Origin of the sequence: Actimicrobium antarcticum, from assembly GCF_039536745.1 — a bacterium.
GTDB lineage: Bacteria > Pseudomonadota > Gammaproteobacteria > Burkholderiales > Burkholderiaceae_D > Actimicrobium > Actimicrobium antarcticum.
Genome location: NZ_BAAAZE010000008.1, coordinates 901,247 through 925,431, shown reverse-complemented (window position 1 = coordinate 925,431; position 24,185 = coordinate 901,247). Strand labels below are relative to the sequence as shown.

Here is a 24,185-nt window from a genome sequence, read left to right as displayed (position 1 = left end):
TTTCGCAGGTATGATCCGATCCGCCGTCCCGACCCGCGCCCTGACGATACTGGCTTTTTGCCTGTCCGGCTCGACAGCGTGGGCGGAGTCAATCGGCGTGGTCGGCCTGTTTCCGGGCAAAGCGGTACTCATACTTAATGGTGCCGCGCCGCGCACCTACACGGTCGGCACCATCATCGCCGATGGCCTGCGCCTAACCGGTGCGAGCGATACGACAGCGTCGTTCGATGATCATGGCAAGCGCCTGCTACTCGGTATCGGCACGCATGCCAGCAGCAATACGGCATCGACTGGTTCTGCCAGCGTGACCTTGCAAGCCGACGGCCGTGGTCACTTCATGGCGCAAGGAAAAATCAACGGTCTGAGCTTACCGATGCTGGTCGACACCGGCGCCAGCATGATCACGCTGTCGAGTCAGGATGCACGTCGACTTGGCATCGATTACAAGAGCGGGCAGCGCGTCATGTCCAATACCGCCAATGGCGCGGTGCCGGTCTATCTGGTGCGCATCAACAGCGTACGTGTCGGCGACATCGAACTGAGCCAGGTCGATGCGCTGGTACAGGAGCAGGGATTGCCGTTTGCGTTACTGGGAATGTCGTTTTTGAACCGGACCACGATGCAGCGGGATGGGGAACAGATGGTGTTGACCAAGCGGTATTGAGGCTGTTGGTCGGTGGGGCATGCAGTGCAGGAAGCTTGACGCATGTTGTGCTGCGAAGCCAGCCCTTTCAAGGTAGGCGTCGGACAGCAAAAACAGCGACGGTGACGTTGCCGAATCGTTGGGCTGCCAAGCCCAACATGCGTCAAGCTTCCTGCGAGTTTGTTGTACGGTAGTCGGTAGCGGAAGTTGTTAGCGCTTCGAAGCATCAAGCCAGTCATTGCCCGACGCAGCGAAACCGCTTCCGCTTGTACCGACCGTTTACGGGACTTGACGCATGTTGGGCTTTGCAGCCCAACCTACAGCTGGGGGTTTGCGTGGTGAAATTTGCGACCCGACGAACACCTTGAAAGGGCTGCTTTCGCAGCTCAACCTACAGACTGTTCTGCGACAAAGCAAATTTACTCGGGAAATTTCTCCATACCCTTCGCACGCGCAACGACACCAAGCGCGTGTGCGACATAACCGGAATTGTTAGTCTCAAACGCTTCCGCAATGAAAGTTATCATCGCTTCGTCTGAAATTAAATCCTCGGCGGGATCGTAAGTTGTCAGTTTTTCAGCCATCTCATTCATTCCCTTCAGCACAGCAACCTCGCGAAAGTCATCTAACGACCCTGGAACGCGCCAGCAACATCGATACCCGCGATGTCGCCTGGCGCGTTTGCTTCGCAAGGTGATCACTTACCTCAGCACACCATCCCGTATCACGCGTCCGGATCCTTGACATGACGCCGCTGCCTGACCGCCTGCGCCAATCCCTCCAGCACACCTAGACTGTCATCCCAGCTGATACAGCCATCGGTCACGGATTGCCCGTAGACCAGCTCTTTGCCAGGAATCAAATCCTGCCGTCCAGCCACAAGATGCGACTCGATCATCAGGCCGACGATGCGATGGTCACCACCGGCGATCTGGCGTGCAATGTCAGCGCAGACCGGTATCTGGTTCGCCGGATTCTTGCTGCTGTTGGCGTGTGATGCATCGATCATCAGGCGCGATGCCAGGCCATTGGCGGCGATATCCTTGCAGGCCAGGTCGACGCTGGCAGCGTCGAAGTTCGGGGTTTTTCCGCCGCGCAGGATGATGTGGCAATCTTCATTGCCATTGGTCGAGACGATCGCCGAATGGCCGCCCTTGGTGACCGACAGGAAATGATGTGGCTGCGATGCCGCCTTGATCGCGTCCACCGCGATCTTGATATTGCCATCGGTACCGTTCTTGAAACCGACCGGACACGACAGGCCGGACGCCAGTTCGCGATGCACCTGGGACTCGGTGGTGCGGGCACCGATCGCGCCCCAGCTGATCAGGTCGGCAATGTACTGCGGGCTGATCACGTCAAGGAATTCGGTACCTGCCGGCAGGCCGAGCTCATTGATTTTCAGCAGCAGTTCACGGGCCATCCGCAAGCCATCATTGATGCGGAAACTGTTGTCCATGAACGGATCGTTGATCATGCCCTTCCAGCCCACCGTGGTGCGCGGTTTTTCGAAATACACGCGCATGACGATTTCGAGCTCACCGGCGTACTGTTCGCGCGCCTTGGCCAGCAATGCAGCGTATTCGAGCGCGGCTTTGGTGTCATGGATCGAGCAGGGTCCGATCACCACCATGACCCGGTCATCCTGGCCGTGCAGGATGCGGTGCAACGCGGTGCGGGAATTGGCCGCCACGGTGGAGGCAACATCGGAGCAGGCGAACTCGCGAATCAGGTGCGAGGGGGGGGTCAGCTCTTTCATTTCTCGGATACGCAAATCATCGGTGCGGGGCATGGTGTTCTCCAGATATAAAAGTGTTTGATTGAAATCGACAATGAACGAGTAAGAAGGAAAATCTGTTCGGAGGCCGGAAATGAAAAAACCGCCATCTCTGGCGGTTTTTAAGGAATCTGGTTGGGTTACGTTGCACTTGCTTTTACGTGAACCTTCCGCTTTTCCACCGCCGTTGGGCTGGAACCGCTAAAGTAAAAATAAAAGTAAAAGTGGTGACGTGACATGGTGTCTGCGGTTCATGTGTGGCGTAGATCGGTGGAAGGATAGTGCAGTAATTCGCGCTGTTTGGCAAGCATCAGAAAGCGATTAATCCTTGACGCGGCAGCAAAACCGCTCTCCGCTACCAGCGCAGAGCGCTAGGCACCACATCAGGCTGTGCCACCCACCGTCACGCCATCGATACGCAACGTTGGTTGCCCGACCCCGACCGGCACGCTTTGCCCTTCCTTGCCACAGACGCCCACGCCGGAATCAAGCTGCATGTCGTTGCCGATCATCGAGACCCGATTGAGTACATCCGGCCCATTGCCGATGAGCGTGGCACCCTTGACCGGATAGGTCACTTTGCCGTTTTCGATCATGTACGCCTCGCTGGCCGAAAATACGAATTTGCCATTCGTGATGTCGACCTGGCCACCCCCAAAATTGACCGCATACAGGCCGTTCTTGACCGAGGCCAGAATCTCGGCCGGGTCCTTGTCGCCGCCCAGCATGTAGGTATTGGTCATCCGCGGCATCGGCAGATGGGCAAAGGATTCGCGGCGGGCGTTGCCGGTGATCGGCATGTTCATCAGACGCGCATTCATCGTGTCCTGGATGTAGCCCTTCAGGATACCGTCCTCGATCAGCGTGGTGCACTGGGTCGGATTGCCTTCGTCGTCCATGTTGAGCGAACCGCGCCGGTCGGCAATCGTACCGTCATCCACCACCGTGACGCCTTTGGCCGCTACCCGTTCACCGATCATGCCGGCAAAGGTACTCGATCCCTTGCGATTGAAATCGCCTTCCAGACCGTGACCGATGGCTTCGTGCAGCAGGATGCCGGGCCAGCCGGGTCCGAGCACCACGGTCATCGGTCCGGCCGGTGCCGGCCGTGCATCAAGATTGACCAGCGCCGAATCGACCGCTTCGTCGGCGTATTTTTCCAGCATCGCCTCGCTGAAATAGGCGTAGTTGAAACGACCGCCACCGCCCGACGAACCCATTTCGCGACGGCCATTCTGTTCGGCGATGACCGTGATCGACAACCGCACCAACGGCCGGATATCGGCAGCCAGCACACCATCGCTGCGCAACACCAGCACCACATCGTATTCGGCGGCCAGACCAGCCATCACCTGGACCACGCGCGGGTCGCGCGCGCGGGCCATGCGCTCGATGCGTTCGAGCAGCTTGACCTTGTCGGTCGCGTCGAGCGAGGTCAGCGGATCATTCGGCAGATACAACGCGCGGCCACCGGATGGCTGGGCGACGCCAGCGACCTTGATTTTTCCGGCACCCTGACGCGCGATGGTGCGGGTTGCAGCGGCGGCATCGAGCAAGGCGCGTTCGGAAATCTCGTCGGAGTACGCAAATGCAGTCTTCTCACCGGATACCGCGCGCACGCCGACACCCTGATCGATCGAAAAACTGCCGGTCTTGACGATGCCTTCTTCCAGGCTCCAGCTTTCGCTGCGGGTGGACTGAAAATACAGGTCGGCATAATCGACCTTGTGGGTGAACATGGTGCCGATTGCGCGGATCAGCTTGGCTTCGTCGAGTCCGAACGGTGTCAGCAGGACATCGCGCGCGACTGCCAGATTGGAAAAATTCGGTTCGAACAGATTCATGAAAAGGCACTTTTCAAAAGGGAGCCAGGAGTCACGGCGTTCAGGGAAAAAGTAAAGAAGCGCACAGGCCAGCTCAAAGTCGCCGATGTTCCAGCGCAGGCAAACTGATACGCACCTGCTCAAGATGATGGGGTTCGATCTGGCCGAATACAACCCCCTCGCCTTCGGGCAGCACGGCCTTGATCTCGCCCCACGGGTCGATCAGCATGCTGTGGCCCCAGGTGCGGCGGCCGTTTTCGTGGCGACCGCCCTGGGCTGCGGCCAGTACGTAGCACTGGTTTTCAATGGCACGGGCACGCAGCAGGATTTCCCAGTGGGCCTGACCGGTGGTCCAGGTGAATGCCGCCGGCACCACGATCAGGGCGCAATGTCCCATCGCCCGGTACAACTCGGGAAAGCGCAGGTCGTAACAGACCGACAGTCCGACCCGCCCGAACGGAGCCTCGAAGGTGGTGACCTCGGCGCCATGCGCGATGGTGCGGGCTTCGTCGTAGGACTCCTGGCCTTTGGTAAAACTGAACAGATGGATCTTGTCGTAGCGCACCACGGCTTCGCCAGCCGGGTTGTAGACCAGCGTGCTGTTGCGGATCTTGCCGGCTTCGGTCGCCACCATCGGCAGCGTGCCACCAATGACCCAGATGCCATGCTCGCGCGCCATGTCGGCCATGCACTGCTGGATCGGCCCGCCTTGCGCTGATTCGGCCAGTGCCACCTTGTCGGTTTCATGCATGCCCATGATCGGCCAGTATTCGGGCAACAGCACCAGTTGCGCGCCCCGTCCGGCAGCCTCGGCCACCAGCCGGCGCGCCGTCTGCAGGTTGTGCGCGACCGATGGCGTGGAGACCATCTGAATGGCGGCGAGCGCGAACGGTGCGCTCGCAATGGCGCTGGGGCGGGACAGGTCGGTATTGCGTGGAGTGCTGGCCATCAGGTCATCCTTTCAGATCGGCGCCATCGGTACCGGTGGACGACTTCGGCTTGACCGGCTCGCCGGTGGTACGGTCAAGTTTTTTTACCGAAGGGTCTTTCCATGGGCCGGTGATTGCGTATTCGAACGTGAATGCGCGCCGTAACGGTTCGCGCAGGAACAGCTGCGCCAGGAACGAGCCAAGTCCGATCACCGGGTTGACTGCCAGAGCGTACATCACCGAGGCAGCGCCGACATTAATTTCGGGCAGCACCGCGACGTGCAGGTTCTGCGTCTCGGCCGTGATATCGGCCGATCCATCGAGTAGTACGGTGGCATTCACGCTGCGCATCTTGAAGTTGCTGGTCCTGGCGACGCCGCGTGAAATAGCCGCGTCGGCCGTAATGCCGTCGAAGGCAAACCCTTCCGAAAACACGTCCCGGAAATCCAGCGTCAGCCGGCGTGGCAGCGATTGCAGGCTGAGCACACCGAGCAGCTTGGCGGCACCGGGATCGACTTTCAGGAATTGTCCTGCCGCCAGGTCGAGCTGGATTTTACCGGTCAGGCTCGGCAGATCCATCGAAAACGGGACGCCGTCCCAGACCAGGTCACCTTCCATCTTGCCCTTGCCACCGCGCAGTACATTGGCAAATCCGAACCGCTCCAGCAATTTTCCGGCATCGACAATATCGAGCGTGTAGACCAGGCTGCTGACGCTCTGGCCATCCTTGCTGACGAATTTTCCGGTGGCATTGAGCTGCACATCCGGATTGGCGATCGACAATTTGCCGATGCGCCATTCGGTGCCGCTAGCGACCGCGGCATTGTTGGCCAGCAGCTCGACGCGACCGAAATTCTTGCCCATCAGCTGGAAGCTTTCTGCCACCACGTCCAGTGCCGGAATCTGCGTGGCGCTGCTTTTTCCTTCGAGCAGTTCCGTCACTTCGCTCGTGGCCGATTGCGGGATCGATAGCGACGCCAGGCGCGCCGTGACCTTGCCCAATCCGCGACCGGACGGCGCCTCGGCCCAGGTCAGGTAACCGGAGACTTGCTCGGCATTGATATTGGCTTGCCAGACAGTGTTCTGGCGCGACACACCGACCACGACGTTATCGAGCTTCTTGCCGGACAGGATGAGTTCGGTGGCGCGCGCCGCCATCACATCCGGCTCGATGAACGGTGCCAGGTCGATATCCTCCTCTGGCGTTGCGGACGCGGCCCCAAGCGACTTGTCGGCCGTCATCACCGAGCTGACCAGTGCGCGCCAGTCATCGATATTCAAGGTGCGCAGGCTGACATTGAGGTGCAAGCCGCTATCGGGTTCCGGCGGCGGCGCATTGACGCCGATACCGCCGCGCAGCACCTGCCAGGAGGCGTCCCTGTTACGCGCCTTGCTGCGCAGGTAGCGCGCAGAAAACGCATTCCCCAGCGAGATCCTGATTTCATCGCGCAACGGCGCGGCGGTCTCGGTGGGCAAGTCGGCCAGCACGAACCGCAACGGCAGCGCGTCGACGCCGGCCTTGCGTAGCGGCAGCGGCAAGTCCAGTCCCAGGCCTTGCAGGTTCGATTCAATGACGACTTCTGCCACCTGCTTTTTGACGCTGATGGTGGTTGAAAAGCGTGTCGACCCGGAGACTTTTTGCAGCAAGCGTCGCAGCGACGGCGCCGGATAGGTTTTACGCAAGCCCTCCGCCGAAATCACGCCGTCGGCCTTCACGAGGATGTTGCCATCGCGCTGGGTGCCACCCGAAATGGTGGCGGGCGCACCGATGACATTGGCTTTGATGGCATTGAGGGTTAGCCCGGCTTCATTGAAATCGAGCTTGCCGTTGGTCTGCGTCAGCATCGGGATACCGTTTTGCAGCGTGACATCGTTGTTCAGGAATTGCAGCGATCCGACCACCTTGGCATCGAGCATGTGGTTCAGGGGCAGGCGCAGTTTCAGCGCCAGTCGCGCCGGTCCGGCAGCGCGGGTGTCTTCGGTAAAGTTACCGATCCAGCCGAGCACCGGACTGGCGTTGACATAGCCCACCAGGTCCTGCAGCTTGCCGCTGGCTTCACCATCAATGTCCAGCTGTGCATCGTCGGCCAGCAGATCGGGCACCACCGCCCTGACTTTGCCGATCACGACATTGCGGCTGAGCGCGCTGTCGGCACGGATGTCGAGGCGGGTCCGGTCGATGGAGAGCGTACCCCTGATTTTTTCGAGCAGCGGCCAAAGCGGCGCGGCGCCATCGGGCGCTTTTTCGCCAGGCGCGTACAGCATTGCACCGTCGCTGATCTTGCCGCGTACCGTGAATTCGCCTTTCGGCTTGTCGCCAGGCCGGGTGGTGCGGAACGGGAAGTCGGCCAGCGCGCCTTTCAGACGCACAACGACATCCTGAGCCTGTCCCTGTTGCAGCGCGCCGGTCAGCCAGTTGCGCAAATCGACCGGCGTTTGCAATGGCAGATAACGCGGCACCCGATTGATATCGATGCTGGCGATGCGCGCCGTCATGTCGATGGCGCCAAGGTTATTGGCAGTCGGGGTCAATGGCATCAGGTGCTGGCCTTGCACGGCAACCCGCACGCCATCCTGCTGCAGGTCGAGCTGGTCGATATGCAGCAGAAGCTGATCGTTTTTTTCCAGTGACCAGCGGGCCCGCATCGCGAGCTGCTCGAAGGAGATCGATGGCTCGCTGAGGTAACCCGGCAGACGCAGCGTGAGCTGGTTCGAGGCGAGGTTGACCGCGCCGCCGCGCTCCGTGGCATTGATGGAACCAGTCAGGTTGTCAAATCCGGGAATCGCTGGCACGCCCGCCAGGGCCGGACTGGCAGCCGTCTTTGGTTGCGCAGCGCGGGCCGGTTGGGCATTCAGACCGAGTTTGTCAAACTGGCCCTTGACGCTGTAGGCAACGATGGCCGGATACGCACCCTGCCAGCTGGCCTGGAAATCACGCAGCTGCCCGTGTGGCGCGAAGTCCGATAGCAGCTGCTGTTGCGCCGCAGGCAGCGGCAGGCGCTCGACCAGGCTGGCGAGGACTTCGAGGTCGAGCACTTTGGCTTCGAGGTGGAATTTTTCGGGTGTGGATGGCGTTGCGGCGATGAAGGTTTCGCTGATCGTGGTCGTGGGCAGCTGCAAGCCATCCTCGGCCTGTAATGAAAAATTGGTCAGCGCCACGGTGTGTCCGTGCGCGCCAAAGGTCGGCAGACCCAGCGCGGTTTTTGCATTCAGCGATTCACGCACGTCGATGCGACCACGCACCGCGGTCAGGTTCAGCGGCTGCAAATCGGGACGCAGCCGCGCTGCCACGCTGGTGGCATCCAGGTCGGCGGTCAATTGCGCAACGCGGGCCCGATCCACCTTCAGCCAGGCACGCAGCGAGCCGGTGCCGCGCTGCAGCTCGAACGGAAAATCGAGCCAGGTTTTCCAGGCGGCCAGATCGGCGTCGTGCAGGTCGGCATAGACCTCGCCGCGCCACTGGCGGGGGTCGGATATCTGCGTACTGAAATGCGGATGACTGAAGTCGGCGCGTACATCGATCGGTGCGGCCAGTGCGGCCGGCGGCACGGCGTTGAGCGCGACGCGGTGATTGCGCCAGCTGTTGCGCAAGGTGAAGTCGACCTTCTGCAAGAGCAGTTCGGGCGCCCCGCGCTGCTGGTCGATCCAGTGCACGCGGCCATCACGGATCACAATTTCACTCTGCACCAAGGCCCAGTCGGCACCTTTGCTGTCACCCGGCTTGCCGTCGTCCAGCGTGATGCCGGCGACCTGGATACGGCCCTGTGCATCGCGCACGATGTCGATTTCGGGACGCTCCAGTGCCAGGCGCTGCAAGCGCACATCCGCCACGACCAGGCTCCACCAGGACAGGGTGGCCTCGACCTTCGGCAACATCAGTGCGGCCTCGCCGCGCTTGTCATGGATCACCACATTGCCCAGCGCCAGCGTCGGATGCAGGCCATCCCAGCTGGCGCCGATGGTGGCAATGCTGACCGGCTGGCCAACCGCGCGCGAGGCCAGTTGCTCGACGTCGGTTTTGTAGTGGTCGATATTGGGCAGCACCAGATAGCGCAGTATCAGCACCAGCAGGCAGAACAGGAAGTACAGCACGACCAGCAGCCTGAGCAATGCGCCGATGGTGTGATGGGTGGCGGTATTGAGGTAGCGGTAGCTCACGCGCAGCGAGCGCCAGCAAGCTGCGTAGCGACGATTACCGACAGGGGAGTGAGAAGAAGGTTCGGACATCAGGGGCTAGTGCAGAACGGATCTGCCAGACTGCTTCGCATAGAATGAATCAATTGATGATCAAGAATCACAAGTTGGCGCACCATTCCTGAACACTTTTCTACAAGATGGCATCGCACCATGACGAATTCCGATTTAACAGGCATCCAAGGCGCTGACGCAATTGCGCTCTCACCACGTGTTGCATCGCGCTTTTACAGCCGCTGGCACGATGCCGACCCGCGCCGCGACGGGCAGATCGCCAGTCTTGCCGGATTATCCCTGACCCGCTCCGTGTTTGCGCGCTTATTACAAAAAGAAATCGCCGACGGAATGCCTCTGCCGCGCGCAATGCGACGCTTGCGCAACCTGCTCATCGTGACGCTCATCGAACGCGACCTGAACAACCACGGCGACCTGGTGCAAGTAGTCGACACCATGACCGCCTTTGCCGAATTCGCCATCGAGACCCACGTTGCCGCGCTGACTGCCGAACTGCAGGAAATCCACGGTGTGCCCATCGGTGACGACAGTGGCCGTCCGCAGTGCCTGATTGTACTGGGCATGGGCAAGCTCGGTGGCGGCGAGCTCAACGTGTCGTCGGATATCGACCTGATCTTTGTGTATCCGGAAGATGGCGAGACCCGGATCTCGGGATTGCATCAGCGCAGTCTGTCGAACCACGAGTTTTTTGTGCGGCTGGGACGCCGCCTGATTGGTGACCTGTCAGAGATCACGCAGGATGGTTTTACCTTCCGCGTCGACATGGCATTGCGCCCCAACGGCAATGCCGGCCCGCTGGTGGCCAGTTTCGGCATGGTCGAGGAATACCTGATCGTGCAGGGCCGCGAATGGGAACGCTATGCCTGGGTCAAGGCGCGCGCGCTCTGCGGCGACCCGTCCGACGTCGATACGCTCGACCAGATCATCCGGCCATTCGTGTATCGGCGCTATCTGGATTTCGGCTCGATCGATGCGATACGCGGCATGCACCGGCAGATCCGCGCCGAGGTCACGCGGCTCGAAGCGCTGCATCCCGATCGCAGCAACAACGTCAAACTGGGACGTGGCGGCATCCGCGAAATCGAATTCCTGGCGCAGGTTTTCCAGCTCATCCGCGGCGGCCGCGAGCCGGCCCTGCGCGAGCGCTCGACACGCATCGTCCTGCGCACGCTGGCCGACAAGCAGTTGCTGGAACCGGTCGTGGTCGAGCAGCTGCTGCAGGCGTACACCTTCCTGCGCAATCTCGAACACCGGCTGCAGTATCTCGATGATGCGCAAACTCATACGCTGCCCGCCAATGATGCGGACCGGTTGCTGGTGGCACAGATGATGGGATATGCCGATACGGCGGGCTTGCTGGCGGCACTGGAAGCACAACGCCAGTTGGTGTCGAGCCAGTTCGATGCAATTTTTTCCGACAAGAACGGGACGCAGGAATCGGGTGACACGATCAGTCCCGACATCCACGCCGCCATCGCCTCGGGCGAGCCACTGGAAGCGATCGCCGAACACCTGACCACGCTCGGTTTCGGTGAACCGCAACAGGCGGCGCAGCGCTTGCTGTCGACCTGGCAATCGGCGCGCGTGCAGGCACTACCCGAGGTCAGTCGCAACCGGCTGGTCACGCTGGTCAATGCGGCGCTGCCGTTGCTGGTCGACTGCGGCGCGACGCAACTGATCACGCTGCACCGCCTGCTGGACTTCCTCGAAACCGTGGCCCGGCGCGCTGCCTACCTGGCGTTGCTGACCGAATATCCGCCGGCGCTGATGCGCGTGATCCGGATGATGAGCGCCAGCGACTGGGCCGCCAAGTACCTGACCAACCATCCGATCCTGCTGGATGAATTGCTCGATGACCGCACCCTGCGCGCACCACCGGACTGGCCCGCCTTCACGCACGACCTGCAACAGCAGCTGGCGGCCCATGCCGGCGACACCGAACGTCAGCTCGACACGCTACGCGAAATGCATCACGCCCAGACCCTGCGCCTGCTGGCACAGGACCTCGAAGGCGAGCTCAGTGTCGAACGGCTGGCCGATCATCTGTCCACGCTGGCCGATATCCTGGTCGACCAGACGGTGCAGGCAGTCTGGAAGACCCTGCCGCAGCGGCATCGGGAAGTGCCGCAATTCGCCGTGATTGCCTACGGCAAACTGGGTGGCAAGGAGCTCGGGTATTCGTCCGACCTCGACGTGATCTTCCTGTACGACGATGACGACCCGGAGGCCCCGGCCCAGTACGCCAAACTGGCACAGCGCTTCATTACCTGGATGACCAGCCATACCCCGGCCGGCATCCTGTTCGATATCGATATCGCCTTGCGGCCTGATGGCGCCAGCGGATTACTGGTATCGACGGTCACCGCGTTCGACAAATACCAGCGGCAATCAGCCTGGGTCTGGGAACACCAGGCGCTCACGCGGGCGCGCTTTTGTGCCGGCGACAGCGCCATCGGCGATCGCTTCGAAACGCTGCGAAACGATGTACTGCGCCAGCCGCGCGAAGCGTGCGCGTTGCAGCGCGACGTGCTGGCGATGCGCCAGAAAATGACACGTGCCCATCCCGGCAAGGCACACCAGTTTGAGCTGAAACAGGACAGTGGCGGCATGATCGACATCGAGTTCATTGTCCAGTACCTGATCCTGCTGCACGCCTCTGCCTGGCCGCAACTGACCGCCGACATCGGCAACATCGCCTTGCTGAAACTGGCCGGAGAGTTGGGATTGATCGATACGGCGCTGGCGAACGCGGCCGCGGCGGCGTATCGCAACTACCGCAAGCTGCAGCATCAAGCCCGTTTACAGGGTGACGAGCAATCACTGGTCGTCCCGGAACGCATCAGCGCAGAGATCGCTGCGGTGCGGCAATTGTGGGCGAGTGTGTTTGCGTCAGTAGCTGCTACGTAGGTTTAGCAGTAGGTCCACTCGGCTGGCATCGAAAATCAAGGCGCTGCGCCGCAAGCGCTCGTCCACACGGTATGCGAAGCCACGTTAAACGCGAACAGGCCGAAAAGGACAGAAAGCAAATTCTCGCACTCTGGTTCATAAGCCCTTCGCTCTTGAAAGCCGCGACCCCTGCCAGCCCTTTTTAAAAGTGCAGTTTTTTTACCCTAGCCGTAGTACGGTGATTAATTTAAAAACGATACTGCGGGTAAGCGGGTCGAGTAACGCGGTGCGGCGCTCGGCTTCGTTAGCGATATCGATCATCATCCAATGCAGCTCGTCCAGAGTGGCATGCAGCTCGATCAGGATCTCCCTTTCCCCCCTAGCCAGTTCCAGTAACATTTCCGCATTTTCAGGATCGATCCCGACCTGCAATACGAGTGATCGAAGCAACGACATGCGCTCATTGAGAAAACCAAGGGACGGCCCGCACGACGGCTGTGCGGCAAGCGCATCCCGAACGCCGGGCCAAGCGGCGATTACGGCCATCACATGGGTTAAGTGGACTGAAGGATCGCATTCTGGCAATGCAGCTTGCTTCTCGCTGTCACCAATTCTCAGCAGGTCACGCAATACTCCCAAGACGGCGGGATCGAACCGCTGCTGGTTCAAACGCAGTATTACATCGAGCCGATGCCGGTCCGCACGCCGAACCACCCCGACCATGACTTCCGCGACGCACAACAGTTTTGCCAAGGGATGGATTTCACTTTCGGTCAAGCCATGAGGATAACCACTACCGTCAATTCGTTCATGATGGTGTAGCACTGCTTGCAGGGTTGCAGACGGTATGTCCGGCATCGCCTGAAGTATGACGTAGCTGGTAATCGGATGAACATGGATGAAGCGACGCTGCTCCGACGTGATGCGGTGATCAGAAGCAAGCAGTTCGGGATCGGTATGCATTTCCCCCAAATCGTGGCAGAGAGCTGCCAGCAGAACATCGTGTTTTTCCATTTCTGTCAGATCGAGCCTAACAGCCATGGCGTGGGTAATGAGCGCCACGCGCAGTGTGTGCCGGTACAGCCCGTTGCGTTTCTCGCGCATGACAGTAAGGCGAAATCCCAATGGACGCGACAACGTCAGCGCGCTCAGTCCCTGACGAAATCCTTGCGGGTCGCCGCTTCGTTCGGCCAGCCGTAACATCACGGGGTCTTCGGCAAACATGCGATTGGCATCCGCGGCAAGCATGCTGCCATCAATTGTCTGCTCAGCCGACAGAACCAGGTCCAGAGGCACCTGAAGCTTATGCATCTTGAGTCGTTCGGCTTGTTGACGATTAATGCGTGCGCCCTTGGCCAAAAGCTTCATCCCGTTCGAAGCGTATATATCTTCGTGCGCGACGATTTCGCGCTCCTCGCCGAGATCAGCTACCGCCTGAATGTAGTGCGGGCTTTGATCAGGAAGAGCAACGTGGTCGACTACTAAAGGAACGACATTTGGTTGAACAACTTGGGGGAATCCGTTTGTTAAAGCCATCTAGAAGAAAATCCTAAGGACGCAAGCGCAGGAGCGTAGTGAGTGATAAAAATACCGGAAATTAATTTCTTAAATGAAAATATTTCTAATAATACAAGATTTTTTTGACTAACACTCGCCGTTTTCTTTCCGAAGGACATCATCGATCATCGGTACCGTACTTAAGTCGTGACCGGCTTGTTGGCGAAACTGCAGTTACGGTGACCAGGAGTGCCGTTTCGTTTGCAGCCATTGCGGGTCAGCTGCGAAGGATTGCTGGTCGGCGCCATCGAACACAGGGCATGCGCAATTGTCCCAGGTCTGAGCGCCCGTCAGTCGCAGTTAATTCTGGCGGAAAATCGCACCGGATACAGGGTTGACCATTGTCGAATGCAGGTAACTATTTAGTCGCGCACGATTTTAGGCAAAAGATCAAACTGTCGTCAAATTGACAGAAACACGCGATGAACTACGTCAGGAGATGGAAAGTACGAGGTACCGATTACAACGAACGACTTGGACGCGATACGATACAAAATAAAAAAATCCGACAACCAGATCCGCCTGGGATTTAGGCATCCACCCGATGTCGGTTGGGCAATGGAAAAAGGAAATCTTGCGCAGGCATGAGAGCTGTTCGAGGACGCGCCATGCTATGCCGATCTACCAATACGCAAAACGTCGGCGCCCTTACAATGCAACAGGTAAAAAATAACTTAATTGGGTTAAAAAGTCCGGGCTGAGTCAGTGACGACGCGCATGGATCAGATTGCGCCAGAAAATGGCCTCGCGATTACCTATCCGTTCGCGCTGAAGAGTGTGTCGGGGCAACCGTTTATCATCGACGTGAGCCCCGTCTGAAGCTAGTGTGGAAGCTATTATTATCCCAACTGATCGACGAAGATACCCTGAAGCTTTTGTATCAAAGCCGCAAAAAAATCTGCTTCCTGATGACGCTTGGTCACGCGCCATACCGCAAGTGCGTCCGACGCATAACGCCCAAGAGTGGATTGCGGATATTAGCTTTATCAATCCCGCGCACCGATTCGTCAAACTGGACGATGCAACGTGTTCGCACTGCAAGCCGACAATCTTCAAAAGCGATCTAGACCCGTAGCTTAACAGCGACGTATTTACGGACGTACTGCTGCGCCAGAATGCCACGATCAACTTGGACAGGCGCCGTCTGGCGTTCGGCAACATCGCCGTCAAACGTCGTTGGCGGACCGTCAAGTGCAGTCAAGTCTATTCGGACAAGCGCGAACTGCTATGCGGCGTGATCGATTACGTCGTGTTCAATAACGAGGGGTGCATTCGCGAGCCATTGGGTAATAGCACGTTAGCCCATCCGTCCCGGACCGGCGTCGGCAGTGGCGCCATACCTTTGAATAAATGCAGTTCTGCTACCGATGTGGCCTCGCAGCAGCGAACTCAACGACAGCAACAACGTCAAAAAACCGCAAAACGGGGCGGCGTGGCCAAATATCCGGAATATCCCGCTTAACCCAAATACTTTTTTGTCTTGACCGATAGATCCGATTTTGTAGTCACGAGTTGTCGTCGTCCAGCGAGGCACCGAAGCGTTCCAGACGCGGCGTGAAGTAACGTTCTGCGTCCAGTGAAAATGCCACCCGTCCGACCCGGCCGGTAATCAGTTCGCGCTTGACGAAGCCGATGAAGCGCGAATCGCGGCTGTTGTCACGACTGTCGCCGAGCATCAGGTATTCGCCCTGCGGCACCTGCATTGGTCCGAAGTTGCGCAACGCATCCGGCCGCTCGGGCATCAGGACGATCGGGCGCTGGCTGCCGAGGATGCGTTCGTTGAGGACGATTTGCTTGCCGTCGTATCCCGGCGTCACCCGGCTGGCCACACCGCCCGTGGCAGTCACGTAGGATGCCGGTACCCCGTTGAGATAGAAAATTTCATTGCGCATTTCAACCGTGTCGCCAGGCAGGCCGACCAGCCGCTTGACCAGCCGCGCGCCGTCTTCCGGTGAGGAAAAGGTCACGATGTCACCGCGCTTCGGGTCCGCGATATGGGTCAGCACGATGTCGGTAAATGGCAGCTTCAGGTCATAGGCCACGCGGTCGGCAATGATGCGGTCGCCGATCAGCAGGCTTGGATACATCGACCCCGACGGCACCGAGTACCAGTCGGCAATCGCGCTGCGCACCAGAATCATGCCGATCATGAAGAGGAAGAATGCCTTGTTGCGGGTAATCAGATTGTTGATGGTGGCCATGGCGAACTTGCGTCGGAAAGTGATTGTTGATTATGCGGCAGGATTTTTCCGATACTGTGATCTGCGGCAAGCAATCTGGTGACTCGCACCAGACCGTGTCTTTTTTGACGACGATGCTGGCAAGTTCCCCACAGTGCCCGCAGACGATCACACTAGAAAAAATCCCTGCCGCGCGCAATTTAATTCGACTATTATCGAAATATGAAAACCAAAGATGCTCTGTCCGCCCTTTCCGCGCTCGCGCATGACTCACGGCTCGCCGTGTTCCGATTGCTGGTGCAGGCCGGTCCTGCCGGAGTTGCGGCCAGCAAAATCGCCGAACAGCTCGCCATCCCGCCGTCATCGCTATCGTTTCACTTGAAAGAACTGAACCATGCGGGGATGGTGACCGCGACCCAGGACGGGCGATCCATCATTTATGCAGCACAATTTTCCACGATGAATGACTTGCTGGCCTACCTGACCGAGAACTGCTGCGGCGGAACGCCATGCACACCGACTGGCTGCACACCGGCCACAGACAATCCCAAGGAGGTCTCTTGAGCATTACGATTTTCCATAATCCGGCCTGCGGTACCTCGCGCAATACGCTGGCGTTGATCCGCAATAGCGGTGTCGAACCCACGGTGATCGCGTATCTGACACAGCCACCGGGTCGCTCCGCGTTGCAGACCATGATCCGCGCTGCCGGCCTGACCGTGCGCCAGGCCCTGCGTGAAAAGGGCACGCCCTATGCCGAACTCGGGCTGGACAATCCGGCATTGACCGACGATGCATTACTGGATGCGATGCTGGCCCATCCGATCCTGATCAATCGTCCGTTCGTGGTGACATCGCTGGGTGTCCGATTGTGCCGGCCGTCCGAACTGGTACTGGAAATCCTGCCGCAACCGCAACGTGCGGCCTTCAGCAAGGAAGACGGCGAAGCGGTCATCGACGCGAGCGGCCAGCGCGTGCGGCCATGATCGACGACCTTCCCAATATCGACGCGCAGTATCTCGCGTTGCCGGCCATCGATCAGCTCGAACCCGCCACGCGCGCGACCCACGCACCGCGCATCCTGCTGTTGTACGGCTCGCTGCGCGACCGCTCTTACAGCAGGCTGCTGACGCTGGAAGCGGAGCGCCTGCTGCAGCATTTCGGTGCCGAGACCCGCGTCTTCGATCCGCATGGCTTGCCGATGGTCGACAGCGTGACCGCGGATCATCCGAAGGTGCAGGAACTGCGCGCACTGTCGCTGTGGTCCGAGGGCCAGGTCTGGTGCAGTCCCGAACGGCATGGCACGCTGACCGGCATTTTCAAGTCGCAGATCGACTGGCTGCCGCTGGAAATCGGCGCGGTCCGCCCGACCCAGGGTCGCACGCTGGCCGTGATGCAGGTGTGCGGCGGTTCGCAATCCTTCAATGCGGTCAATGCATTGCGGGTGCTCGGGCGCTGGATGCGGATGGTGACGATACCGAACCAGTCATCGGTCGCCAAAGCCTACGAGGAATTCGATGAAGCCGGCCGCATGAAGCCGTCGGCGTATTACGACCGGCTCACCGATGTGATGGAAGAACTGGTGAAGTTCACGCTGCTGGTGCGCGACCGGTCGGAGTATCTGACCAGCCGCTATAGCGAACGCAAAGCGTTCCAGCCTTTGCCCGGCAAGCTCTGAGGGTCCGCTAACGCCACTTGTTCTTTTTGGTCCGGAATTCGTGCTGCAACACCAGCCGGGTCGTCTCGACCAGCGGACTCAGGCCGAGCACCAGCTGGGTCAGGACATGCCCTGGCAAAATCCACAGCGACGCCGCCGGTGCGGCCACCTGTGTCGCCGCCGAAATCAGCGGCGTGACCCAGTCGGCCTCCTCGGTCACGTCCAGCAGGACGTCGCCATCGCCATTGGTATGCAAATAAATCTCGCCGCCTTCAGTCAGCCGGAAGCACACGCCGGGATTGCTGACCGGCTGCTTGCGGATCACCGCATGCAGATCGCGGTTCAGGCCATCGATCCAGGCGTCGACATCGACGATCGTCTCCAGCACGGTCCACGGACGTTCTTGCAGCGTCGCGCCGGCGCGCTCTTCATCGGGTTCATCCATCGGATGCGGCGGCAGGGAAATGGGAGTCATGGTGGAATCCGGAAAAGTCAGCGTAGTCCGCTCAATGCGACATTATCGGGCAAGCCTGTCAATCCGGCGTAGCGTTCTGTCGTACTTGCGCAGGACTCCCCTCATCGACCGTGCCGCAACATCGCCAACGTCATCCGCCGGTAACCTTGACTGGCTATCATGATGTCTCTTGCAACACAGCGATTGTGTGGCGAGCTGCACTGATGTGAAGAGCACAGGCACTACCGTAGCTGGCGGTCGGGAAAGATACCAGCACCAATTCCAATGACGCTGCCATGCAGTGTCAACGCCACCAATAAAAACGCCCCGACAGATCGGGGCGTTTTTTAATGCGATGCCTCTATCAGCTTACTTCGCCGACATCAGCGCCACAGTGGTGTCGAGCATGCGGTTCGAGAAACCCCACTCATTGTCATACCACGACGACACCTTGACCAACCGACCCGAGACTTTGGTCAGGGTTGAATCAAAGTTGCTCGATGCCGGATTGTGGTTGAAGTCGACCGACACCAGCGGCTCGGTCTGGTACGTCAGGATGTCTTTCAACGCGCCTTCGGAAGCAGCCAGCATGATCGCGTTGACTTCTTCCACGGTCGTGTCACGGGCCGCGATGAAGGACAGGTCGACGATCGAGACATTGATCGTAGGCACGCGGATCGCGTAGCCATCGAGCTTGCCATTGAGTTCCGGCAGTACCAGGCCGACCGCAGTGGCGGCGCCGGTCTTGGCGGGAATCATGCTGCTGGTGGCTGAACGGGCGCGACGCAGGTCTTCATGCATGACGTCGGTCAGTACCTGGTCGTTGGTGTAGGCATGCACGGTGGTCATCAAGCCATTGACCAGGCCGATCGTGTCGTTCAATGGCTTGACCAGTGGGGCCAGGCAATTGGTGGTGCACGAGGCGTTCGAGATCACGGTGTCGGTGGCCTTGAGCACATGCTGGTTCACGCCGAAGACGATGGTCGCGTCGACATCCTTGCCGCCCGGGGCGGAAATGATGACTTTCTTGGCGCCGCCCTTCAGGTGGGCCGAGGCTTTTTCTTTGGTGGTGAAGAAGCCGGTGCATTCCAGCACGACGTCCACATTGAGCTCGCCCCATGGGATTTCGGCAGGGTTGCGCTGGGCGAAGACACGGATGCTGTCGCCATTGACAATCATGTTGTCGCCTTCGACGACGACGGTGCCCGGGAACTTGCCGTGGGTGGTGTCGTAGCGCGTCAGGTGGGCGTTCGATTTGGCGTCACCGAGGTCGTTGATGGCAACGATCTGGATGTCATTCTTTTTTCCGCCTTCGTAATGTGCGCGAAGGATGTTGCGGCCGATGCGGCCGTAGCCGTTGATTGCGACGCGAATAGTCATGCTGCTTCTCCTGAGAACAAAAAATTCTGTCAAAAAGTGATGCTGAACCGGTGTTGCAACACGCCGCAAATTTCCCTGCGACGTGGATCAATCAATGCGGCCTGAACAGACTCAGGTTGCGCCAGCCGTAACCCACTTCCAGCATGTCGATACCGTCCCAGCTGAAGGCTTGTTCGACCAGCAGTTCAGCCTGGTGCTTTTCAAAAAACTGGCGGGCAATCTTGTTGCGTGAAATGACCCAGGTAATCAACCCGTTGGCGCCCTGCTCCTGCTGTGCCCGCGCCACCATATTGACCAGCCGGCCACCAATACCGGCCCGCTGCAGATCCGGAATCAGGTAGATCGCAGCCAGCTCGGCATCGAGGCCGAACTTCGGTTCGTCCAGCATTTTGCCCGCGGCAAAACCAACCACTTCGCCATCGAGCTCGGCGACGAAGACCGAGGTCTTTGCCGACGGCGTACTCAACACGCGATGCCACAGGTTCATGCTTTCTTCGACTTCCATGTTGTCGAGATACGTATCGGGAATGATGTCCCGGTAGGTCTGACGCCAACTGTCGATCCGGACCATCGCGATGCCTTCGGCATCATCCGGCGTTGCTACCCGCAAGTATGTCGCGTCGACCGCGCTCAAGCGAGAGTCCGCTGGACAGTGGCGACAACATTCTCGACCGTGAAGCCGAAGTGCTTGAACAACACCGGTGCCGGTGCCGATTCACCGAAGGTATCGATGCCGACGACGGCGCCTTCAAGACCGACATATTTGTACCAGAAGCCCGTGACACCAGCTTCGACCGCAACCCGGGGCACGCCTATGGTCAGCACGCTGGCCTTGTACGCGGCATCCTGACGATCGAACACATCCGTACTTGGCATCGACACTACGCGCACCGCCACACCCAGCGCGGCCAGCGTATCGGCGGCCTTGACGGCCAATTCTATTTCGGAACCGGTGGCAATCAGGATCGCCTTGGCGTCGGCGGCATCCTTGAGCACATAGCCACCGCGCGCAATGTCGGCAACCTGTTGCGCCGTGCGTTCCTGGTACGCCAGATTCTGACGCGAGAAAATCAGCGTGCTCGGGCCGTTCTTGCGCAGCACTGCTTGCTGCCATGACACGGCAGATTCGACCGTGTCGCACGGACGCCAGTTATCCAGATTCGGAATCAGACGCATGCTGGAAATATGCTCGACCGATTGGTGGGTCGGACCATCTTCGCCGAGGCCGATCGAGTCATGCGTGAAGACAAAGATCGAACGGATTTTCATCAGCGCGGCCATGCGCAAGGCATTGCGGCTGTAATCCGAGAAGGTCAGGAAGGTCGCGCCGAACGGGATGAAACCGCCATGCAGGGCGATCCCGTTCATCATCGCGCTCATACCGAATTCACGTACGCCGTAGTTGATATGGTTGCCGGCCTGGTCGGCGCGCACTGCCACGCATTCTTTCCAGTTGGTCAGGTTCGATCCGGTCAGGTCGGCCGAGCCGCCGAGGAATTCCGGCAGCACCGGTGCCATGGCCTGAATCGCATTCTGGCTGGCCTTGCGGGTGGCAATGGTTTCTTTCTTGTCGACACAGGCAGCGATGTAGGCGGCCACGGACGCATCGAAATTGCCCGGCAATTCACCGCTCATGCGACGCAGCAATTCGCCGGCCTGTTGCGGGAAGCGCTCGGTGTAGGCCGCGAACAAGGCGGTCCATGTGGCCTGGCGTTCAGCCCCTGCAGCTTTTGCGTCCCATGCCGAATAGACGTCGGCAGGAATCTCGAACGGTGCAGCAGTCCAGCCGATGGCCGCGCGCACGGCCGCAATTTCCTTGTCACCGAGGGCGGCGCCATGGACCTTGTCGGAACCTTGCAGATTCGGCGAACCCTTGCCGATGATGGTCTTGCAGCAGATCAGGGTTGGCCGGTCGGCGGTTTTGGCGGCGGCAATCGCTGCAGCCACGGCGGCGACGTTGTGACCGTCGATTGCCGGGATCACGTTCCAGCCGTATGCCTCGAAGCGCTTCGGCGTATCGTCGCCGAACCAGCCGGCGACATTGCCGTCGATCGAAATACCGTTGTCGTCGTACAGCACGATCAGTTTCGACAGGCGCAGCACACCAGCCAGCGAACAGACTTCGTGTGAAATGCCTTCCATCAGGCAACCGTCGCCGACGAACGCGTAAGTGTGGTGATCGACTACATCAAAACCGGTCTGATTGAATTCGGCAGCCAGCAATTTTTCTGCCAGCGCCATGCCGACTGCGTTGCCCAGGCCCTGGCCGAGCGGACCGGTGGTGGTTTCGATCCCTGGCGTGACGTCGACTTCCGGGTGGCCCGGCGTCTTCGAATGCAGTTGGCGGAAATTACGCAACTCGTCCATCGGCAAGTCGTAGCCGGTCAGGTGCAGCAATGCGTAATGCAGCATCGAGCCATGGCCGTTCGACAGCACGAAGCGGTCGCGGTTGACCCAGTGCGGGTCCGACGGGTTGTGACTGTAATGGTTGGACCACAACGCAACCGCGATATCGGCCATCCCCATCGGCATGCCCGGATGGCCGGAATTGGCTTTCTGTACGGCGTCCATCGCCAGCGCGCGGATCGCATTGGCCATATTGTTTGTGGTTTGCAAGGAAGTCATCGTGATCACGTAGAAATTAGGATGGGTGGAACGGGCAAAAGGTCTTGCGGACTTGCCACATGCATTGCGATTGTGGCAACTGAGCATCAGCAAGGAAGCGGGCATTTTACCAGACCGACCCGATGAAATCCGGAATTGGACGCTGTTCGTCCTTGCTTACATAGTGCAGACTCTGGCGCATTGATCTGCCAACAAGGTTCCTCCATGCCACGATTCCATTGCCCGCAACCGCTCGCCATCGGCGACATCCTGACGCTGCCTGACAAGGTGGCTCACCATATTCAGGTCATCCGCATGCAGGCAGGCGACACCATCACGCTGTTCAATGGCGACGGCGATGACTACACCGCATCCCTGACCTTGCTGGAAAAAAAGCGCGTCACGGTCGAGGTCAAGGCGTGCACCTCGCGCTCGGTCGAGCTGCCGTATGCCATCACGCTGGCGCAGGCACTGCCGGAAGCCGCGAAGATGGACTGGATCATCGAGAAGGCCGTCGAGCTTGGCGTAGCCGGCATCCAGCCGTTGGCGGCCCAGCGCTGCGTGGTGCGACTATCCGCCGAACGTGCCGAGAAACGCCAGCTACACTGGCACGGTATCATTGTCTCGGCCAGCGAACAAAGCGGGCGCAACCGGCTGGCACAGCTGGCGCCGCTGACGGATTTCAAAAGCTGGGTCGCGCAACAGGATTTGCATCGCCGCATCCTGCTGACACCGCGTGCCACGCAGTCGCTGGCGGACTGGGCGCGGCATCAGCCAGCGCAAGCAGTGGCGCTGCTGATCGGGCCCGAAGGGGGATTGACAGATGAGGAAGAAAAACTGGCGGTGCAGCATGGCGCCATCGCACTGTCGATGGGACCACGCGTATTGCGTACCGAAACCGCAGGACTGGCGGCGCTCGCCACGCTGACGGCGGCGTGGGGTGAACTTCCCTGAAACAGTCGGTGCAAAAGCCGCATCGGGCATCAGCCACGCTCCCGCCCCGACTTGGCACGAAGAAAGCCACCGAAAGCATTTATAATCCAAGGCTTTCCGATTGCTCCCTACTGTGACCTTATGAAGGTATTTCGCGGACTACCCAACGCTGCGGCACGCGCGCCCTGTGCGCTGACGATCGGCAACTTCGACGGTGTCCACCTCGGCCATCAGGCCTTGCTGGACCGCGTCAACGGGGCCGCATTGCAACTCGGACTCGATTCTGCAGTGATGACCTTCGAGCCGCACCCGCGTGAATACTTTGCCCGGTTACAGGGTGACCCCGCCAACGCACCAGCGCGTATCGCCAACCTGCGCGACAAGCTGCGCACCCTGAGTGATGCCGGTATCGACCGCGTCATCGTCCAGCACTTCAATGCGCACTTTGCGGCCTTGACCCCGCAAGAGTTCATCGAACAGATCCTGGTCACGGGTCTGCATGTCAAATGGCTGATGGTCGGCGAAGACTTCTGTTTTGGCGCACGCCGCGCCGGCAATATCGCGCTGTTGATCGAAGCAGGAAAACACTACGGCTTCCATGTCGAGACCCTGCCGACGGTGTTGCATGCTGGCCAGCGCATCTCTTCCTCGGCCATCCGCGCTGCCCTTGCGGCAGGGGATTTTGTGCAAGCCACGCACATGCTGGGCCATCCGTATGCGATGTCCGGCCATGTCATCCACGGTAAAAAACTGGGGCGTACGATCGGCTTTCCGACCCTGAACCTGGCGGTCACGCACAAGCATGCGGCGCTTGGCGGCATTTATGTCGTGCAGGTGCATGGACTGGCCGACCAGCCCCTTCCTGGTGTTGCCAGCATCGGCGTGCGGCCCACCGTCGATGACAGCGGCCGCGTGCTGCTCGAAACCCATGTGTTCGACTTCGCAGGCAACTGCTATGGCAAACTGGTCCAGATCGAATTCCTGAAAAAATTGCGCAACGAAGAAAAATACATCGACCTGCCTAGCCTGACTGCCGCGATAGGCCGCGATGCGGACAATGCCCGCAGCTACTTCCGTCAGGCAGGCGACGTCGCGATGTCCGCAACAGACCGAATTTAGCGCTATTCCCGATTCGTATTCAACGCTCGGCGGC

Annotated in this window: 19 protein-coding genes; 8 read left to right on the top strand and 11 right to left on the bottom strand. The window is 59.6% G+C overall.

What is annotated here, in order from left to right; translation table 11 throughout:
- Positions 1–10 precede the first annotated feature (10 nt).
- On the top strand, positions 11–664 hold the full coding sequence (locus ABD720_RS12180; RefSeq protein ID WP_344763558.1) for a retropepsin-like aspartic protease family protein: 654 nt from the start codon (positions 11–13) through the stop codon (positions 662–664).
- A gap of 398 nt (positions 665–1,062) precedes the next feature.
- On the opposite strand, the gene ABD720_RS12175 is transcribed toward ABD720_RS12180, so the two are convergent.
- The 5 genes from ABD720_RS12175 to ABD720_RS12155 form a co-directional block, all read right to left on the bottom strand.
- Positions 1,063–1,227, bottom strand: coding sequence for a helix-turn-helix domain-containing protein (locus ABD720_RS12175; protein WP_344763557.1), 165 nt, complete (start codon positions 1,225–1,227; stop codon positions 1,063–1,065).
- Between the two features lie 140 nt (positions 1,228–1,367).
- Positions 1,368–2,435: a 3-deoxy-7-phosphoheptulonate synthase AroG gene (gene aroG, locus ABD720_RS12170; RefSeq protein ID WP_344763556.1), complete on the bottom strand. Its 1,068-nt coding sequence runs from the start codon at positions 2,433–2,435 to the stop codon at positions 1,368–1,370.
- Between the two features lie 368 nt (positions 2,436–2,803).
- Positions 2,804–4,264 (bottom strand): metalloprotease TldD, encoded by a 1,461-nt coding sequence (gene tldD, locus ABD720_RS12165; RefSeq protein WP_344763555.1) that lies wholly within the window; start codon positions 4,262–4,264, stop codon positions 2,804–2,806.
- Between the two features lie 73 nt (positions 4,265–4,337).
- On the bottom strand, positions 4,338–5,192 hold the full coding sequence (locus tag ABD720_RS12160) for a carbon-nitrogen hydrolase family protein (RefSeq protein ID WP_344763554.1): 855 nt from the start codon (positions 5,190–5,192) through the stop codon (positions 4,338–4,340).
- Between the two features lie 4 nt (positions 5,193–5,196).
- On the bottom strand, positions 5,197–9,399 hold the full coding sequence (locus ABD720_RS12155) for a YhdP family protein (RefSeq protein ID WP_344763553.1): 4,203 nt from the start codon (positions 9,397–9,399) through the stop codon (positions 5,197–5,199).
- A 120-nt stretch (positions 9,400–9,519) separates the two neighbouring features.
- Between ABD720_RS12155 and glnE the strand changes: the two genes are divergently transcribed.
- Entirely contained in the window at positions 9,520–12,288 is a 2,769-nt protein-coding gene (gene glnE, locus ABD720_RS12150; RefSeq protein WP_344763552.1) for a bifunctional [glutamate--ammonia ligase]-adenylyl-L-tyrosine phosphorylase/[glutamate--ammonia-ligase] adenylyltransferase, read from the top strand.
- 198 nt (positions 12,289–12,486) lie between these two features.
- Here glnE and ABD720_RS12145 read toward each other — a convergent pair whose 3' ends face one another.
- Positions 12,487–13,803, bottom strand: a complete 1,317-nt coding sequence (locus ABD720_RS12145; protein ID WP_344763551.1) for an HD-GYP domain-containing protein — start codon at positions 13,801–13,803, stop codon at positions 12,487–12,489.
- Positions 13,804–14,953: 1,150 nt separating this feature from the next.
- Between ABD720_RS12145 and ABD720_RS12140 the strand changes: the two genes are divergently transcribed.
- On the top strand, positions 14,954–15,286 hold the full coding sequence (locus tag ABD720_RS12140; protein WP_344763550.1) for a hypothetical protein: 333 nt from the start codon (positions 14,954–14,956) through the stop codon (positions 15,284–15,286).
- 43 nt (positions 15,287–15,329) lie between these two features.
- Here the strand turns inward: ABD720_RS12140 and lepB are convergent, their stop codons facing one another.
- On the bottom strand, positions 15,330–16,025 hold the full coding sequence (gene lepB, locus ABD720_RS12135; protein WP_344763549.1) for a signal peptidase I: 696 nt from the start codon (positions 16,023–16,025) through the stop codon (positions 15,330–15,332).
- A 201-nt stretch (positions 16,026–16,226) separates the two neighbouring features.
- Between lepB and ABD720_RS12130 the strand changes: the two genes are divergently transcribed.
- Genes ABD720_RS12130 through arsH form a run of 3 tightly spaced genes read left to right on the top strand, consistent with a single transcriptional unit; the run spans position 16,227 to position 17,682 of the window.
- Positions 16,227–16,568, top strand: a complete 342-nt coding sequence (locus tag ABD720_RS12130) for an ArsR/SmtB family transcription factor (RefSeq protein ID WP_344763548.1) — start codon at positions 16,227–16,229, stop codon at positions 16,566–16,568.
- A complete protein-coding gene (gene arsC / locus ABD720_RS12125) occupies positions 16,565–16,990 on the top strand; it encodes an arsenate reductase (glutaredoxin) (protein WP_344763547.1) in 426 nt (141 codons plus the stop codon). Before ABD720_RS12130 ends, arsC begins: the two co-directional genes overlap by 4 nt.
- On the top strand, positions 16,987–17,682 hold the full coding sequence (gene arsH, locus ABD720_RS12120; RefSeq protein ID WP_344763546.1) for an arsenical resistance protein ArsH: 696 nt from the start codon (positions 16,987–16,989) through the stop codon (positions 17,680–17,682). Before arsC ends, arsH begins: the two co-directional genes overlap by 4 nt.
- Positions 17,683–17,689: 7 nt before the next feature.
- On the opposite strand, the gene ABD720_RS12115 is transcribed toward arsH, so the two are convergent.
- The 4 genes from ABD720_RS12115 to tkt form a co-directional block, all read right to left on the bottom strand.
- Complete coding sequence (locus ABD720_RS12115; protein WP_344763545.1) at positions 17,690–18,136, bottom strand: hypothetical protein; 447 nt, start codon at positions 18,134–18,136, stop codon at positions 17,690–17,692.
- A 348-nt stretch (positions 18,137–18,484) separates the two neighbouring features.
- Positions 18,485–19,495, bottom strand: a complete 1,011-nt coding sequence (gene gap, locus ABD720_RS12110; RefSeq protein ID WP_344763544.1) for a type I glyceraldehyde-3-phosphate dehydrogenase — start codon at positions 19,493–19,495, stop codon at positions 18,485–18,487.
- A 91-nt stretch (positions 19,496–19,586) separates the two neighbouring features.
- Entirely contained in the window at positions 19,587–20,129 is a 543-nt protein-coding gene (locus ABD720_RS12105; protein ID WP_344763543.1) for a GNAT family N-acetyltransferase, read from the bottom strand.
- The gene (gene tkt, locus ABD720_RS12100) at positions 20,126–22,120 is read right to left on the bottom strand and encodes a transketolase (RefSeq protein WP_344763542.1); all 1,995 of its coding nucleotides are present in this window, start codon (positions 22,118–22,120) and stop codon (positions 20,126–20,128) included. The genes ABD720_RS12105 and tkt overlap by 4 nt, the downstream gene beginning before the upstream one ends.
- Positions 22,121–22,324: 204 nt before the next feature.
- On the opposite strand from tkt, the gene ABD720_RS12095 reads away from it, so the two are divergent.
- Both ABD720_RS12095 and ABD720_RS12090 read left to right on the top strand, forming a co-directional pair.
- The gene (locus tag ABD720_RS12095) at positions 22,325–23,053 is read left to right on the top strand and encodes a 16S rRNA (uracil(1498)-N(3))-methyltransferase (RefSeq protein ID WP_344763541.1); all 729 of its coding nucleotides are present in this window, start codon (positions 22,325–22,327) and stop codon (positions 23,051–23,053) included.
- A 120-nt stretch (positions 23,054–23,173) separates the two neighbouring features.
- Positions 23,174–24,151: a bifunctional riboflavin kinase/FAD synthetase gene (locus ABD720_RS12090; RefSeq protein ID WP_344763540.1), complete on the top strand. Its 978-nt coding sequence runs from the start codon at positions 23,174–23,176 to the stop codon at positions 24,149–24,151.
- Positions 24,152–24,185 lie beyond the last annotated feature (34 nt).

Bases quoted from the DNA above. Each gene is read 5' to 3' on its own strand.
- ABD720_RS12155 (WP_344763553.1), bottom strand. From the start codon at position 9,399: ATGTCCGAACCTTCTTCTCACTCCCCTGTCGGTAATCGTCGCTACGCA.
- aroG (WP_344763556.1), bottom strand. From the start codon at position 2,435: ATGCCCCGCACCGATGATTTGCGTATCCGAGAAATGAAAGAGCTGACC.
- ABD720_RS12160 (WP_344763554.1), bottom strand. From the start codon at position 5,192: ATGGCCAGCACTCCACGCAATACCGACCTGTCCCGCCCCAGCGCCATT.
- ABD720_RS12145 (WP_344763551.1), bottom strand. From the start codon at position 13,803: ATGGCTTTAACAAACGGATTCCCCCAAGTTGTTCAACCAAATGTCGTT.
- ABD720_RS12095 (WP_344763541.1), top strand. From the start codon at position 22,325: ATGCCACGATTCCATTGCCCGCAACCGCTCGCCATCGGCGACATCCTG.
- ABD720_RS12180 (WP_344763558.1), top strand. From the start codon at position 11: ATGATCCGATCCGCCGTCCCGACCCGCGCCCTGACGATACTGGCTTTT.
- lepB (WP_344763549.1), bottom strand. From the start codon at position 16,025: ATGGCCACCATCAACAATCTGATTACCCGCAACAAGGCATTCTTCCTC.
- ABD720_RS12130 (WP_344763548.1), top strand. From the start codon at position 16,227: ATGAAAACCAAAGATGCTCTGTCCGCCCTTTCCGCGCTCGCGCATGAC.
- tkt (WP_344763542.1), bottom strand. From the start codon at position 22,120: ATGACTTCCTTGCAAACCACAAACAATATGGCCAATGCGATCCGCGCG.
- gap (WP_344763544.1), bottom strand. From the start codon at position 19,495: ATGACTATTCGCGTCGCAATCAACGGCTACGGCCGCATCGGCCGCAAC.
- tldD (WP_344763555.1), bottom strand. From the start codon at position 4,264: ATGAATCTGTTCGAACCGAATTTTTCCAATCTGGCAGTCGCGCGCGAT.
- ABD720_RS12090 (WP_344763540.1), top strand. From the start codon at position 23,174: ATGAAGGTATTTCGCGGACTACCCAACGCTGCGGCACGCGCGCCCTGT.
- glnE (WP_344763552.1), top strand. From the start codon at position 9,520: ATGACGAATTCCGATTTAACAGGCATCCAAGGCGCTGACGCAATTGCG.
- ABD720_RS12115 (WP_344763545.1), bottom strand. From the start codon at position 18,136: ATGACTCCCATTTCCCTGCCGCCGCATCCGATGGATGAACCCGATGAA.
- ABD720_RS12175 (WP_344763557.1), bottom strand. From the start codon at position 1,227: ATGGCTGAAAAACTGACAACTTACGATCCCGCCGAGGATTTAATTTCA.
- arsH (WP_344763546.1), top strand. From the start codon at position 16,987: ATGATCGACGACCTTCCCAATATCGACGCGCAGTATCTCGCGTTGCCG.